Raw genomic sequence first — 13,727 nt, 5'->3', positions numbered from 1 at the left:
GCAAACCTACCCGTACAGCACACGCGGTAGGATGGTGACGATGCCGGGCCAGAGCGTCAGCAGCAGCACGAAGCCGACCATGATGATCAGATAAGGCATGGTGACGCGCGCGATGTAGCCGAGGCCGTCTTCGGTCAGGCCCTGGATCACGAACAGGTTGAAGCCGACCGGCGGGGTGATCTGCGCCATCTCGACCGCGAGCACGAGGAAGATGCCGAACCAGATCTCGTCGAAGCCGGCGCCCTTCACGATCGGCAGCACGATCGGCAGCGTCATCACGATCATGGAGAAGCCGTCGAGGAAGCAGCCGAGGATGAGATAGAAGATGACCAGCACCACGATCAGCATGAAGGGCGACAGGCCGAGCCCCTTGACGAAGGCGGCCACCGCCTGAGGGATGCCGAGGAAGGCCGCGGCATTGCCGAGGATCGAGGCCCCGAGCACGATTAGAGCGATCATCGAGCAGGTGACGACCGAGCCGATCAGCACGTCGCGCATCACCTGCTGCGACATCGAGCCTTGCGCCCAGGCGACGAGCCCGGCACCGAGCACGCCGACGGCCGCGGCCTCCGACGGCGTCGCGAGCCCGCCATACATCGAGCCGAGCACGCAGGCGATCAGGAACAGCGCCGGTGCAAGATCCTTCAGCGCGGCGAAACGCTCGCCCCATGGCACCTGCGAGAGTCTGGCCTCGGTCTCCGGCACCATCGCGGGCTTGAGCGTCGTGTGCAGCATGACCCAGCCCATGAAGGTGGCGGCCAGCAGCAGGCCGGGCAGCACGCCGGCAGTGAATAGCTTCAGAATCGAGACGTCGCCGAGCACACCATAGATGATCATGATGTTGGACGGCGGAATCAGGAAGCCGAGCGTACCGGCGCCGGCGAGCGAGCCGATAGCGATGTCGCGCGAATAGCCGCGGCGCAGGAGCTCATTGAGCGACATGCGGCCGATCACCTGGGTGGTCGCAGCCGACGAGCCGGAGATCGCGGCGAAGATGGTGCAGCCGATCACGTTCACATGCAGCAGGCGGCCCGGCAGAAGTCCGGCCCAGGGCGCGAGCCCCTGGAATAGCGAGCGCGACAGGCGGGTGCGGAACAGCAACTCGCCCATCAGGATGAACAGCGGCAGCGCCAGCAGCTCCTGCGTGGTCAGGATGTTCCAGGCGTATTGCGGCAACAGCTTGTCGAGCGGGATCGAGCGGAACATCGCGAGCAAGAGCGTCGCGGTGAGCGCCAGCGTGAGACCGATCCAGACGCCACACGCCAGAAGCGCAAACAGGATCGCGAAGAGAGCGACGACTTCGATGGTCATGAGATCCGGTATCCGGGAGCTGGCGCAATCATTCGACGGGGGAGGCCTTCATGCGGTGATCCTCCAGCGGCAGGCCGAGCACGGCCTGAATCGCACGCGCCAGGAACTGAAGCGTGAGCAGCAGCATGCCGAAGGTAACGACGGCTTCCGGAAACCACAGCGGTGTGTCGCTCGAGGTCGAAACCTGGCCGCGCGTATAGGCGCCGTAGGCAAACTTCGCCATCGATGATGTCAGGAAGGCCATGAAGGCAAATCCGGCCACCGCCGAGAGGATCTCGATCGCGCGCTGCAGCGGCGGCGGCACGTTCTTGAGCAACAGCACGACGCGGATGTGGCCGCCGACGCGCAACGTCATGGCGGCTCCGAACGTGAACGACGCCGCCATCAGGTAGGAGGAATATTCCCAGGCGATCGAGATCGTCGGCGGGAAGAATGGCAGGAAGTTCGAGAGGAAACGGGTTGCGACCTCGCACAGCATTAGCAGCGTCAGCGTCAACAGACAGCCGCCGCCGATCCAGCCGTCGAGCCGGCCGAGACGATCGATACCGTCGAGCAGGAGGCGCAGCGGCGCCGGCGCCGCTGCGTTGAGGCTCTGCGGAGCTTCGGGCGAGACGCTCACCACGACATCACCCTCAGCCGCGCTTCATTTCGGCGAGATAGGCACGCACCGGCTTGTCGGCCGCCGGCACGCGCTTGAGAAAGGCATCGAGCTGCGGAGCGGTCTTGGCTCTGATCTCGGCCATCATCGCGTCCGAGACCGGCACCACCTCCATGCCGCCCTCCTTGAGGCGGTTGAGACTGTCGACGTCGGCCTTGAGCGAGTTGGTCCAGAAGCCCGGCTCCATCTTCGCTGCGATATCGGCGACGAGCTTCTGCTGGTCGCTGCTCAGCGCCTTCCAGGAGTCGAGATTAACGGTGAGCATCTGCGACGACCAGACATGGTTGGTCGGGTAGATGTATTTCAGGAATTCCCAGAACTTGCCGTCGACGCCCGACACCGCCGAGGTGGAGACGCCGGCGACTGCGCCGGAGGCCAGCGCCGGAATGGTCTCGCCCCAGGGGATCATCACCGGCGCCATGCCGACCACGGCCAGCATGTCGACGGCGTTCTTGTCGGGCACGCGGATCTTGATGTTCTTCAGGCCCTCGACGTCGGCGACCTTGACCTTGAGATGGAGATACTGCGTCGGCCACGGCACGATGTAGAGGATCTTCTGGTTGTTGCGCGCGGCGACCTTCTCGTATTCGGGTCGCACATATTTGTGCAGCACCTTCAACTCGTCCATCGAGCCGCAGAGGAACGGGATACTCTCGACGCCCATGAAGGGCTCGTCGCCGACCTGCTGGATGTTGAGGACATCGGCGAGCGGCACGAGACCGTCGCGCACGGCGCGGAGATGCTCGGGGCCCTTGAAGCCGAGCTGCCCGCCCGCCTTCACGGTGATGTTTACCGCGCCGCCGCTCTGCTTCTTGACCTCGTCGGCGAAGGCCATCGCGTTCTGGGTATGGAAATTGCCGTCGGGCCACACCGTCGACATGTCCCAGCTCACCGTCGCGGCTCGCGCGCGGGTCGAGATGTGACCGGCGGCAAGCAGCGTGGCTGCACCCGCGGTGAAATTCCTGCGCGTGATCATTGACCCCTCCGTTTGCTAGGCGCGCAACGCCTGATGCGTCATCGCGCATACCCGTAAACTGCAACTGCATTGTCAGCGGACACCAGGCCGCTCTCGACGTCGTCCTTGACCGCCGCACGCTCGCGCGTCGCGGGATCGCCGATGCCGGCGCCACCCGGTGTCAGCACCACCAGCCGGTCATCCGGCGGCACCTGCTGGAAGCCTTTGCCGCGCAGCTTCTTACCGGACTTCAGACCGACATAACCGGCCTCGCCATCACGGCCGCCGTCGCGGCCGCGCGGCGGGTGATCGATGCGATCGAACGCCGCCAGAATGTCGAAGGGAGCATCGACCCCGCTGCCGACCTCGATGATCTGACCGAGGCCGCCGCGGGTGCGCCCTGCTCCGCCGGAATCCGGACGCAACTCCTTGCGCCAGAAAATTAACGGCGTTTGTGTTTCCGCGATCTCCACCGGCGTGCCGCGCACGCCGCTGGGATAGGCGGTCGCCGACAGCCCGTCTTTGCCGAAGCGCGCACCGGTGCCGCCATTGCTGGTGACCGCCATCGAGAACCCGTAATTGCCGCCAACGCCGCTGCGCGTCCGGCCGCGGACGTTGAGATTCCACAGGCACGAGGTGCCCTCCGCCGGCACGCGCTCGGGGATGATCTGGCGCAGGCAGCCAAACACGACGTCGGGCAACATCTGGCCGATGATGTGACGCGACGCCACAGGCGCCGGCTTTGGAGCGTTGAGGATGGCACCAACCGGCGCCGACACCGTCAGCGGCGACAGCGAGCCGGCATTGTTGGGGATTTGCGAGGCGACGACACAGCCGAGGCCGAACACGGTGTAGGCCGTGGTGTAGGACAAGGGCACGTTGATGCCGAATTTCGAAGCGGCGGAGGTGCCGTCGAAATCGACGTGGATGCCTTGATCCGAGATCGTCAGTGTTGCGGCCAGCGTCACCGGCGCATCGTAGCCGTCGACCACCATGGTGTTGCGCCAGCTGCCCTTCGGCAGTTTGGCGATCTCGGCGAGCACCGCCTCACGCGAGCGGTCGCAGATGTAGTCGCCGAGCTCGTCCAGCGTATCGATGCCGAACTCGGTCATCATCTCGACCAGGCGCTCACAGCCGACGTCGTTGCAGCCCGCCAGCGAATAGGTGTCGCCTTCGGTATCGATCGGCAGCCGCGTGTTGGTGCGGATCATCGCCATCAGCGTCTCGTTGACGACGCCCTGGTCGATCAGCTTCAGCATGGGGATGTAGAGCCCCTCCATGAACACGTCGGTGGCATCGGGGCCGAAGCCGATGCCCCCGATGTCCATCAAGTGACTGGTGCAGGAGAACAGCGCGACGACCTTGCCGTCCTTGAAGCAGGGCGTGGTGACGACGAAGTCGTTGAGATGGCCAGTGCCCATCCAGGGATCGTTGGTGATGTAGGCATCGCCCTCCTTCATCGTCGCGATCGGGAAATGGTCGATGAAATGCTTGACCGATTCCGCCATCGAGTTGACGTGACCGGGCGTGCCGGTCACCGCCTGCGCCAGCATGCGCCCCCTGAGGTCGAACACGCCGGCCGAGAGGTCGCCGCATTCGCGCACGATCGGGCTGAAGGCGGTGCGCAAAAGCACCTGCGCCTGCTCCTCGACCACGGCGATCAGCCGGTGCCACATGATCTGAAGGTCGATCAGGCTCGCGCCATTTGCCTTGCTCATGATCAAGCCGCCTTCCGTTCCATGACGATGCTGCCGGCACCGTCGATATGGGCGTCAAAACTGGTGGAGACGAAAGTGGAGGTTTCGTCCTCCGCAATCACGGCGGGGCCGGCGATCGTCGCGCCCGGCGCCATGTCCTCGCGGCGATAGAGCGGGATCTCGATCACCTCGCCGGCCCGTCCGTCGAAGAACTTTCGGCTGCCCGACGCCTTGGCCGCCGGCTTGCGCGGGACGGCCGCGACAGCGGGAGGATTGCGCGCTTCGGTGGTCGCGAGCACCGACCAGCTCAGCACCTCGATCGCCGCGCCCGGGATCGGCCGCTCGAACATCGCCGAATAATCGGCCTCGAACTTCTGGCGAAGACCTGCCAGATCAGCCGATGTCAGCGCCCGGTTCGGCAGCTCTACCGTGATCTCATGGCCCTGGCCGACATAGCGCATGAAGGCCGCGCGACGCTCGCGCACCGGCGCACCGGCCGCACCGGGCTCGACCAGCGCACGCGCCTCGGTCGCCATCTCCTGAAGCAGGTCGGAAACCGCATCCGTGTCGAAATCGTCGAGCCGCACATGACGGCTGCGGACCAGCTCATAGGCGATCGGAGCTGCCAGGAATCCAACCGCCGAGCCGACGCCGGCATTCGACGGCACGATCACCCGGGAGACGCCGATCTTCTCGGCGACGCGCGCGGCATGCAACGGCGCGGCCCCGCCGAATGCGATCAGCGTATGCTGGCCGACCACGGCGCCGCGCTCGACCGCATGCACGCGCGCCGCGCTCGCCATGTTCTCGCAAACGACTTCGTGCACGGCGTAGGCGGCGGTCTCCGCCGACAGGCCCAGCGGCACACCGACACTGCTCAGCAGCGCCTGCTTCGAGAGCTCCGGATCAAGCTTGATCGTGCCGCCGGCAAAGGCATCGGGATCGATCATGCCGAGCGCGACGTCGGCATCCGTCACGGCTGGACGCTGGCCGCCCCGACCATAACAGGCGGGGCCCGGCTCCGACGAGGCGCTCTCGGGGCCGACAGTGACGCGCTTCATGGCGTCGACATGGGCGATCGAGCCGCCACCGGCGCCGATCTCGACCATCTCGATCACGGGAATGCGCACCGGCAGGCCCGAGCCCTTCAGGAAGCGCGCCGCGCGATCAACCTCGAACACGCGCGAGGTCTCGGGCTGGTATTTTTCGATCAGGCAGATCTTTGCCGTGGTGCCACCCATGTCGAAAGAAAGCACCTTGCTCTCGCCGAGGCGCGCCGCGATCTGCGCCGCGAAAATGGCGCCGCCGGCGGGGCCGGATTCGACGAGGCGCACCGGAAAGCGGCGCGCCGTCTCGATCGAGGTGACGCCGCCGCCTGAGGTGACGAGATAGATGGCGCCGCGAAACTGCTCGACCTGCAAGGCATCCGCCATGCGTGCGAGATAGCCGTCGATCAGCGGCTGGACATAGGCGTTGGCGACGGCCGTCGAGGTCCGTTCATATTCGCGGATCTCGGGGCATACCGCGGAGGATATCGTCACGGAAATGCCGGGCATCTCCTCCGCTATGACCGCAGCCGCGCGGCGCTCGTGCTCCGGATTGGCATAGGAGTGCAGGAAGGCGATCGCGACACTCTCGACCTTCAACTCGCGCAATTTCGGCGCGAGCGCGCGCACGGCGGCCTCGTCCAGCGGGAGCCGAACGGCACCATGGGCGTCGATGCGCTCGGGCACGGTGAAGCGGAGGCCGCGCGGCGCCAACGGCTTCGGCTTGTCGATCGCGAGATCATACTGGTCGTAACGGCTCTCGGTGCCGATATCGAGCACGTCGCGAAAGCCGTCCGTCGCAATCAGCGCGGTCCTGGCACCGCGGCGCTCGATGATGGCGTTGGTCGCGAGCGTCGTGCCGTGAATGAAGACGTCGATGTCGCTGATATGCGCGCGCGCGTCGGTGAGAATGAGGCGCATGCCGTCGAGCACCGCCTGTTCGGGCCGCTGTGGCGTCGTCAGCACCTTGCGCGTTTTGCGCACTTCGCCCACGTCCAGCACGATGTCGGTGAACGTGCCACCGATATCGACGGCAAGCCGCACCTCGGCTCCTTCAAGCATTCCAAAATTCTCCGGCTGATCGTCAAGTCCCAGGACGAAAACGCAGCAATTTCCATGCCATCGCGCATGCTGACATGCTGTACCAGGCTATTCTGCGTGGCACCTATGCAATAGGCAAGACATGATCGCCTGGGGGCAGATCAGAGCAGGAATGCAAGTGCTGCTTCGCAGCGCTCCTCGACCTTCAGCGTCAGGAGATCGTCTGCGCGGGTGCGTCCGAGATTGACCGCGGCGATCGGAATGTTGCGCTGCGCCGCGGCCTGAACAAAGCGAAAGCCGGAATAGACCATCAGCGACGAGCCAACGATCAGCATGGCGTCGGCCTGCGACAGATGGTCTTGCGCGACGGCGACCACGTCGCGCGGGACGTTCTCGCCGAAAAATACAACGTCAGGTTTGAGGATGCCGCCGCAGGCTTCGCAAGGCGGCACCCTGAACGACGAGAAATCCGCATGGTCCAGATCAGCATCGCCATCGGGCGCATCCGCAGCGTCGAGCGTCAGCCATTCCGAATTGGCGCGGCCAAGCGCATGCTGGAATTCGCTCCGCGGCGTCTTGCGGCCGCAGCCCATGCAGCGAACGAGGTCGAGCCGCCCGTGCAGGTCGATGACCTGCCGGTGGCCCGCGGATTGATGCAGGCGATCGACATTCTGGGTCAGCAGCATCTCGCAGCGGCCGTTGGCTTCGAGCCGGGCGAGCGCGTGATGCGCATCGTTCGGCCGGGCCTGTCCGAACCGCCGCCAGCCGATCAGGCTGCGCGCCCAATAACGCTGGCGCGTAGGCTCTTCCGACATGAAGGCCTGGAAATTGACAGGCTGGGTCCGCTTCCAGTTGCCGTGGCTGTCGCGATAGTCGGGAATGCCGGAATTCGTGCTGCAGCCGGCACCGGTCAGCACGAACAGCTTTTCGTGCCGGCCGATGAAATCCTGGAGCGCGGAGTTTGCCGCCGGAGGGTTTGCCATGGCGCAGATGTAGTCTGCATCATGGCATTTTGCCAGATCACTCCCGCGCCAGCGGCTCGAAGCCGCCGATCAGCTTGACGAGTTCGCTCTGCCGCGCGGTGCCGGTCTTGCGGAAGACGTTGTGGAGGTGGGTCTTGATGGTGGCCTGTGTCAGCCCGAGCAGCTCTGCGAGTGCCTTCACCCCGCTCACCTTCATCACGGCATCGACCACCCGGATTTCGCTCGCGGTGAGCTTGTAGAGCTTGGCGAGCGCCTCCAGCGGCGGCGGACTGGCGGGCGAGGACTTGTTGATGAAGACCGCGGCAACGGCCGAATACAATTCGCCGGTGCGCTGCCGGTCGCCCGAAGTCAGCGGCAGTACATTGGCGAACCAGCGACCGAGCGGCGTCGAGATCAGAATCGGACCGCCTCCGCCGACCGCGCTGTGACCACGCTCGGCGGCGAGAAGCGCATCGCGGAGCGCACGTTGCGCTTCGGGCGCCGTTGCGGCCAACGCTGCGTTCCGTTGGGTTAGAATTGTGCTTTCATCCAGCATGAGGCGCCCCGGCGCATTGGCAAAGGCGATGCGGGCGCCGGGACCAACCAGGAAGACCGCAGCCGACACATTGTCGAGCACCTGGGTCAGAATCAGCTGCACCGCTTTGCTCTGGTCGAACAATCGTCCGATTGAGACGGCGCGCTGGAAATGCGGGACGATCAGTCCGAGCCGGCGGCGATCCTCGGAATCGGCGAGGCCGTCCTTCTCGTGCATGCGGACGGCGAGAACCGAGGCACTCGTCGCACTTTTCTCCAGGTTCGCCCCGAGAGCATCGATGATGCCCTGCGGCTTCATCCATTCTGTATAGAAGCGCGTTTCCACGATTTCCTCGAAAGGAATGAGGTCGGTGGATCCCCAGACGAGACCGGCCTCGATGAATGCGCCGGCTGGAAAACACGGATTGAGAGGCAGATATTTTTCGAAGTAGAGCTTCGTGTAGTGCGGATCCTCGTTGAACATATGGAGCGCGGCGGATTGCTCCGTGGCCGCGTCGTGCCAAAACAGGCTTCCGGAGGAGCCGCCGACGAACAGGCAGGCTTGCGCGAGAGCGCGCGGCCAGAGGGCAGGATCGAGCGCGGCGTCGTAGACGAGGCCGATCAGCTCTGACAGCAAAGCGGCTTCAGAGCTCACGGCCAACTTTCATCATTCCAAACGGCATGCAGGGCATTTGCGCCTTCGAAAAACACAGTAATGGACCACAAGGACTGTGAGACAGGAGTCCGGATCGCACATCAACCGTTTGGTTGAGAAGGCCCGACTGCGCGGCGCCGGGCCTTGGTTTTCGAATCTTGCGAGACTGCCTCGCCAGCAATCAGCTCGCCCAGTTCTCGCGGAACTCGGGGAACAGCGTCAGGCCACCACAGGCATAGATGGTCTGCCCGGTGATGTAGCTGGCATCATCCGAGGCGAGGAAGGCGAACACGGCGGCGATTTCTTCCGGGGTGCCGACGCGGCCCATGGGAATGTGACTGGTGACAACTCCGCGCTTGTCGGGATCGCCAGTCCAGGCTGCGTTGATCGGCGTATCGATTGCGCCGGGGCCGACCGCGTTGACGCGAATCCCGCGGCCCGCGAATTCGAGCGCCAGCGTGCGCGTGAGATTGGCCATGGCCCCCTTGCTGATCGAGTAGGCGAGATAGCCAGGCTTTGGAATGATCTGGTGGACGCTGGAACAGTTGATGATGCTGCCACCTCCGCCGCGCGCGACGAAATGCGCCAGCGCCTTCTGCGCGCAGAGCACCGCGCCATTGAGATTAACGTCGATGATGCGGCGATAGGTGTCGACGTCGAGCGCCTCGCTCGCCGATTCCTGCTGAAAGCCGGCGTTGTTGACGAGGCAGTCGAGGCGCTTCCAGCGCGCCAGGACCGTCTCGAACATCGCGGCGATGTCCTGTTCGACCCCGATATCGGCATGAACGATGAAATGATCGAGCCTGCCGTGGCCGCGGTCGCTCGATGCCGTGCGCGCGAGCGCGAGCGTCTCCTCGGCCTTCTCGGCAGGACCGATATAATTGATGGCAACCGTCGCGCCTTCCTGAGCAAGCCGAACGGCGACGGCGCGCCCGATGCCCTGTGGAGCGCCTGTCACCAGTGCGTGTCGCCCAACGAGTCGTGAAGGAAAGGCGGTCGAGAGATCGGTCTGTGGCATGAGTTTTCTCCGGAATCCCTCATCATGGATGGAACCTGGATTTTGTTCCATCCCGTCAGCGCATTGCTGGGATTCATTCTGCGCGGCGCGCGATCGACGAGGTCAGAATCTGATACAGGATAATCGCGCCGAAGGTCGCGGTGCCGATTCCGCCGATCGTGAACGCGCCGAACTTGAGCGTGAGATCGCCGGCGCCCGCGGTCAGCGCGACCGCGACGGTGATCAGGTTCGCCGGATTGGCGAAGTCGACCTTGTTCTCGACCCAGATCCGGCCCGCCATCGCCGCGATCAATCCGAACAGCACGATCGACAGGCCGCCGATGACGGGCCCCGGGATCGACAGGATCAGCGCGCCGAATTTCGGCGAGAAGCCGAGCAGGATCGACACCGTGGCGGCGAAGGCGAACAGCAGGGTCGAGTACACCTTCGTCGCTGCCATGACGCCGATGTTCTCGGCATAGGTGGTGACGCCGGTGCCGCCGCCGCAGGCGGCCACGATCGTCGCGAGGCTGTCGGCGAACAGAGCACGACCGAGATAGGCATCGAGGCTTCGCCCCGTCATGGCGCCGACGGCCTTGATGTGACCGAGGTTCTCGGCAACGAGGATGACCGCAACCGGCGCGATCAGGAAGATGGCATCGGCGTGGAATGTCGGCGTGGTGAAGTTCGGCAGGCCGAACCATGGCGCCGCCGAAAGTTGCGCGAAGTCGATCGGCTTGCCGAAGCCGAGCCCGTTCGCAAACAGCAGGTACAGAAGATATCCGCCGATCGCCCCCAGGATGATCGGCAGGCGGCGCCACAGACCGGGCGCGCCAACAGCGACCACGCCGATCATCAGAACGGTCGCAAGCCCGATCCAGGTGTCGAACGCATTGGCGCTCACCGCCTTGACCGCGACGGGCGCGAGGTTGAGACCGATCGCGGCGACCACGGCGCCGGTGACCGCCGGCGGCATCAAGCGCTCGACCCAGCCGATGCCTGACCACATCACGATCAGCGCGATCACGCCGTACAGCACGCCGGCGCCGACGATGCCGCCGAGCGCAACCGAGATGTTCGGGTTCGGCCCGTGCCCGGCATAGCCGGTGGCGGCGAGGACGACGGCGATGAATGCGAAGCTCGAACCGAGGTAGCTCGGCACGCGCCCGGCGACGATGACGAAGAAGATCAGCGTGCCGATGCCGGAGAACAGCACCGCCACATTGGGATCGAAGCCCATCAGGAGCGGCGCGATGATCGTCGAGCCAGACATGGCGACGCAATGCTGGAGACCGGAGATGATGGTTTGGCCCCATGACAGCCGTTCCTCAGGCATGATGACGCCCGAGGTCTTGAGCGTCCAACGCGGAAAATAGCTCTCCGTCTGCTCGTTCGCGCCGGTTGCGTTCGACATGTTCCCCCCATTGCGGTGCAGCGATTGATCGCGTGCAAACAGACCAAAATGTGATTGTTGCTTATGCTGCGGTCAACACATGATGTAAGTCACAATGTAAGTCACAAGATCAACGCGTTCCGAGACTCATTCTATGACACAGATCGCAATCCAGCCAGCCATTCGCCGCCGGCACCAGCCCTGGTACAAGATCCTCTACGTCCAGGTGCTGATCGCGATCGCACTCGGGGTCCTGATCGGCTATTTCTATCCAGATCTCGGCAAGGCCTTGAAGCCGCTCGGCGACGGCTTCATTGCACTGATCAAGATGATGATCGCGTCGGTGATCTTTTGCACCGTGGTGCACGGCATCTCCTCGATGGGCGACCTCAAGCGGGTCGGCCGGGTCGGACTGAAGTCGCTGATCTATTTCGAGTCGGTCTCGACCGTGGCGCTGGCGGTCGGCCTCCTGGTCGGCGAGGTGCTGCAGCCTGGGCACGGCTTCAACATCGACCCTGCCACGATCGATCCGAAGTCGGTGGCGACCTATGTCACCAAGGCCAAGGAGGACGGCATTGTCGCTCACCTGATGGGAATCATCCCCGACAGCTATTTCGGTGCGATTGCACGCGGCGACCTGCTGCAGGTACTGCTGGTTTCGATCCTCTCCGGATTCGCCATCGCGTTCCTCGGCGGGGCGGGCGAGCCGATCGCGGAGGCGGTCGATAAGGCCGCAAAGATGTTCTTCGGCATCATTCGCATCATCGTGCGCGTAGCGCCGATCGGTGCGTTCGGCGCCATGGCGTTCACCGTGGGCGCCTACGGCCTCGGCTCGCTGCTCAACCTCGCCGCCCTGATCGGCACGTTCTATCTCACCAGCATCCTGTTCGTGCTGATCGTGCTGGGTTCGATCGCGCGGCTGGCCGGCTTCTCGATCCTGCGCTTCATCGCCTATATCAAGGACGAGCTCTTGATCGTGCTCGGGACCTCATCGTCGGAAACGGTGCTGCCGCAAATGATCCAGAAGATGGAGCATCTCGGCGCCTCGCGTTCCGTTGTCGGTCTCGTTGTTCCGACCGGCTACAGCTTCAACCTTGACGGCACCAACATCTACATGACGCTGGCAACGCTGTTCCTGGCGCAGGCGACCAATACGCATCTGACGATCTGGCAGGAACTCGGCATTCTGGGCATCGCCATGATCACTTCGAAGGGTGCCTCTGGCGTGACCGGCGCCGGCTTCATCACGCTCGCAGCGACGCTCTCGATCGTGCCTGACATTCCGATCCAGTCGATCGCGATCCTGGTCGGCATCGACAAGTTCATGAGCGAGTGCCGGGCGCTGACCAACTTGATCGGCAACGGCGTCGCCTGCGTCGTCATCAGCATCTCGGAAGGAGAGCTCGATCGCGACGCGCTGCATGAGACCATGGCACATCCGCTGGAGATGGGCGAAGCGCTGGAGCCTGGCGGAACAGCGTAGAGGCGCGCCTTGGAGATCGAAGGCAGTCGCAGCCGGTTCCATTGCGGTAGTTTCCCGGAGTGGTAAATCGGTGAGGCACGCGTCACAACGATGGCGTTGGGATCACCGATTGATACTCATTCTTTCTACCCGACGCGCTGGGGGCAGAGCGTCGGGTATTTGAGCCTTATCCGGAACAGGCGGCGGGATCAGATGATCCCGCCATTGGCGCGCAGCACCTGCCCATTGATCCAGCCACCATCAGAACCTGCAAGGAACGCAACTGCGGCAGCGACGTCCTCGGGCTCGCCAAGCCGCTCCAGCGGCGCGAGCTTGGCGAGGTGGTCGACCAACTCCTTCGACTTGCCATCCAAGAACAGTTTTGTGGCAGTCGGTCCAGGTGCCACCGCATTCACGGTGATATTGCGCCCGCGCAGCTCCTTGGCCAGCACATGCGTCAAGGCTTCGACCGCCGCCTTGGTCGCGGCATAAATGCCGTAGGTCGGAGACAGGATGCCGGCCTGGCTCGACGACAGATTGACGATGCGGCCGCCATTGCGCAGCCGCCGCGCCGCCTCGCGCAGCGTGTTGAAGCTACCCTTCAGATTGATCGCGATCTGGCTGTCGAAGGCACCATCGTCGGCATCCGCGAGCGCCGCGAGCCGCATGACGCCGGCATTGTTGACGAGCACGTCGACGCCGCCGAACGCGCTCTCGGCCACATCGAACATCCGCGCCACGGCGCCCGGGTTGCTGACATCGGCTTGCGCGGTGATGGCCCGGCCGCCGGCCTGCGCGATCTTTCCGGCCAACGCCTCCGCTTCAGCGGCATTGCCGGCATAATTGATGACGACGGCAAAGCCGTCGCCGGCAAGCCGTTCGGCGATCGCCGCGCCGATGCCGCGCGAGCCTCCGGTGACGATGGCGACTTTCTTGTTTGCGTTGGACATTGCGTTCTCCGTGATTGCCGGCCGCTGCCTGCGGATGACACGGGAGGATTTGCCCTTTCTCCGACG

11 protein-coding genes are annotated in these 13,727 nt (G+C 64.4%); 1 reads left to right on the top strand and 10 read right to left on the bottom strand.

Going from position 1 to position 13,727, the window contains the following annotated elements:
- Window positions 1-6: 6 nt before the first annotated feature.
- The 9 genes from XH89_RS06035 to XH89_RS05995 all read right to left on the bottom strand — a co-directional run bounded on the left by XH89_RS06035 (window position 7) and on the right by XH89_RS05995 (window position 11,270).
- Window positions 7-1,311, bottom strand: coding sequence for a TRAP transporter large permease (locus XH89_RS06035; protein ID WP_194466198.1), 1,305 nt, complete (start codon window positions 1,309-1,311; stop codon window positions 7-9).
- 28 nt (window positions 1,312-1,339) lie between these two features.
- Complete coding sequence (locus tag XH89_RS06030; RefSeq protein WP_194466197.1) at window positions 1,340-1,933, bottom strand: TRAP transporter small permease subunit; 594 nt, start codon at window positions 1,931-1,933, stop codon at window positions 1,340-1,342.
- 10 nt (window positions 1,934-1,943) lie between these two features.
- Entirely contained in the window at window positions 1,944-2,945 is a 1,002-nt protein-coding gene (locus tag XH89_RS06025) for a TRAP transporter substrate-binding protein (protein WP_194466196.1), read from the bottom strand.
- Between the two features lie 38 nt (window positions 2,946-2,983).
- Window positions 2,984-4,642 (bottom strand): hydantoinase B/oxoprolinase family protein, encoded by a 1,659-nt coding sequence (locus XH89_RS06020; protein ID WP_194466195.1) that lies wholly within the window; start codon window positions 4,640-4,642, stop codon window positions 2,984-2,986.
- 2 nt (window positions 4,643-4,644) lie between these two features.
- Complete coding sequence (locus XH89_RS06015; RefSeq protein WP_194466194.1) at window positions 4,645-6,729, bottom strand: hydantoinase/oxoprolinase family protein; 2,085 nt, start codon at window positions 6,727-6,729, stop codon at window positions 4,645-4,647.
- Window positions 6,730-6,869: 140 nt separating this feature from the next.
- Window positions 6,870-7,691, bottom strand: a complete 822-nt coding sequence (locus XH89_RS06010; RefSeq protein WP_194466193.1) for an NAD-dependent protein deacetylase — start codon at window positions 7,689-7,691, stop codon at window positions 6,870-6,872.
- Between the two features lie 37 nt (window positions 7,692-7,728).
- On the bottom strand, window positions 7,729-8,859 hold the full coding sequence (locus XH89_RS06005) for a LuxR family transcriptional regulator (RefSeq protein ID WP_194466192.1): 1,131 nt from the start codon (window positions 8,857-8,859) through the stop codon (window positions 7,729-7,731).
- A gap of 181 nt (window positions 8,860-9,040) precedes the next feature.
- Window positions 9,041-9,877, bottom strand: coding sequence for an SDR family oxidoreductase (locus XH89_RS06000; RefSeq protein ID WP_194466191.1), 837 nt, complete (start codon window positions 9,875-9,877; stop codon window positions 9,041-9,043).
- A gap of 73 nt (window positions 9,878-9,950) precedes the next feature.
- Window positions 9,951-11,270 carry a solute carrier family 23 protein gene (locus XH89_RS05995; RefSeq protein WP_194466190.1) on the bottom strand — a complete coding sequence of 440 codons (1,320 nt, stop codon included), beginning with the start codon at window positions 11,268-11,270 and terminating at the stop codon, window positions 9,951-9,953.
- 133 nt (window positions 11,271-11,403) lie between these two features.
- On the opposite strand from XH89_RS05995, the gene XH89_RS05990 reads away from it, so the two are divergent.
- Window positions 11,404-12,732, top strand: coding sequence for a dicarboxylate/amino acid:cation symporter (locus XH89_RS05990; protein WP_194466189.1), 1,329 nt, complete (start codon window positions 11,404-11,406; stop codon window positions 12,730-12,732).
- Window positions 12,733-12,920: 188 nt separating this feature from the next.
- Here the strand turns inward: XH89_RS05990 and XH89_RS05985 are convergent, their stop codons facing one another.
- Window positions 12,921-13,661, bottom strand: coding sequence for an SDR family oxidoreductase (locus XH89_RS05985; protein ID WP_194466188.1), 741 nt, complete (start codon window positions 13,659-13,661; stop codon window positions 12,921-12,923).
- Window positions 13,662-13,727: the final 66 nt, after the last annotated feature.

The sequence above is a fragment of the Bradyrhizobium sp. CCBAU 53340 genome, assembly GCF_015291645.1.
GTDB lineage: Bacteria > Pseudomonadota > Alphaproteobacteria > Rhizobiales > Xanthobacteraceae > Bradyrhizobium.
Note: the sequence above shows the minus strand (reverse complement) of the source record. Positions and strands in the feature narration are given on the sequence as shown.

Excerpts from the sequence above, each read along its gene's own strand:
- XH89_RS06035 (WP_194466198.1), bottom strand. The coding sequence starts at position 1,311 with ATGACCATCGAAGTCGTCGCTCTCTTCGCGATCCTGTTTGCGCTTCTG.
- XH89_RS06025 (WP_194466196.1), bottom strand. The coding sequence starts at position 2,945 with ATGATCACGCGCAGGAATTTCACCGCGGGTGCAGCCACGCTGCTTGCC.
- XH89_RS06020 (WP_194466195.1), bottom strand. The coding sequence starts at position 4,642 with ATGAGCAAGGCAAATGGCGCGAGCCTGATCGACCTTCAGATCATGTGG.
- XH89_RS06015 (WP_194466194.1), bottom strand. The coding sequence starts at position 6,729 with ATGCTTGAAGGAGCCGAGGTGCGGCTTGCCGTCGATATCGGTGGCACG.
- XH89_RS06010 (WP_194466193.1), bottom strand. The coding sequence starts at position 7,691 with ATGGCAAACCCTCCGGCGGCAAACTCCGCGCTCCAGGATTTCATCGGC.
- XH89_RS06000 (WP_194466191.1), bottom strand. The coding sequence starts at position 9,877 with ATGCCACAGACCGATCTCTCGACCGCCTTTCCTTCACGACTCGTTGGG.
- XH89_RS05995 (WP_194466190.1), bottom strand. The coding sequence starts at position 11,270 with ATGTCGAACGCAACCGGCGCGAACGAGCAGACGGAGAGCTATTTTCCG.
- XH89_RS05990 (WP_194466189.1), top strand. The coding sequence starts at position 11,404 with ATGACACAGATCGCAATCCAGCCAGCCATTCGCCGCCGGCACCAGCCC.
- XH89_RS05985 (WP_194466188.1), bottom strand. The coding sequence starts at position 13,661 with ATGTCCAACGCAAACAAGAAAGTCGCCATCGTCACCGGAGGCTCGCGC.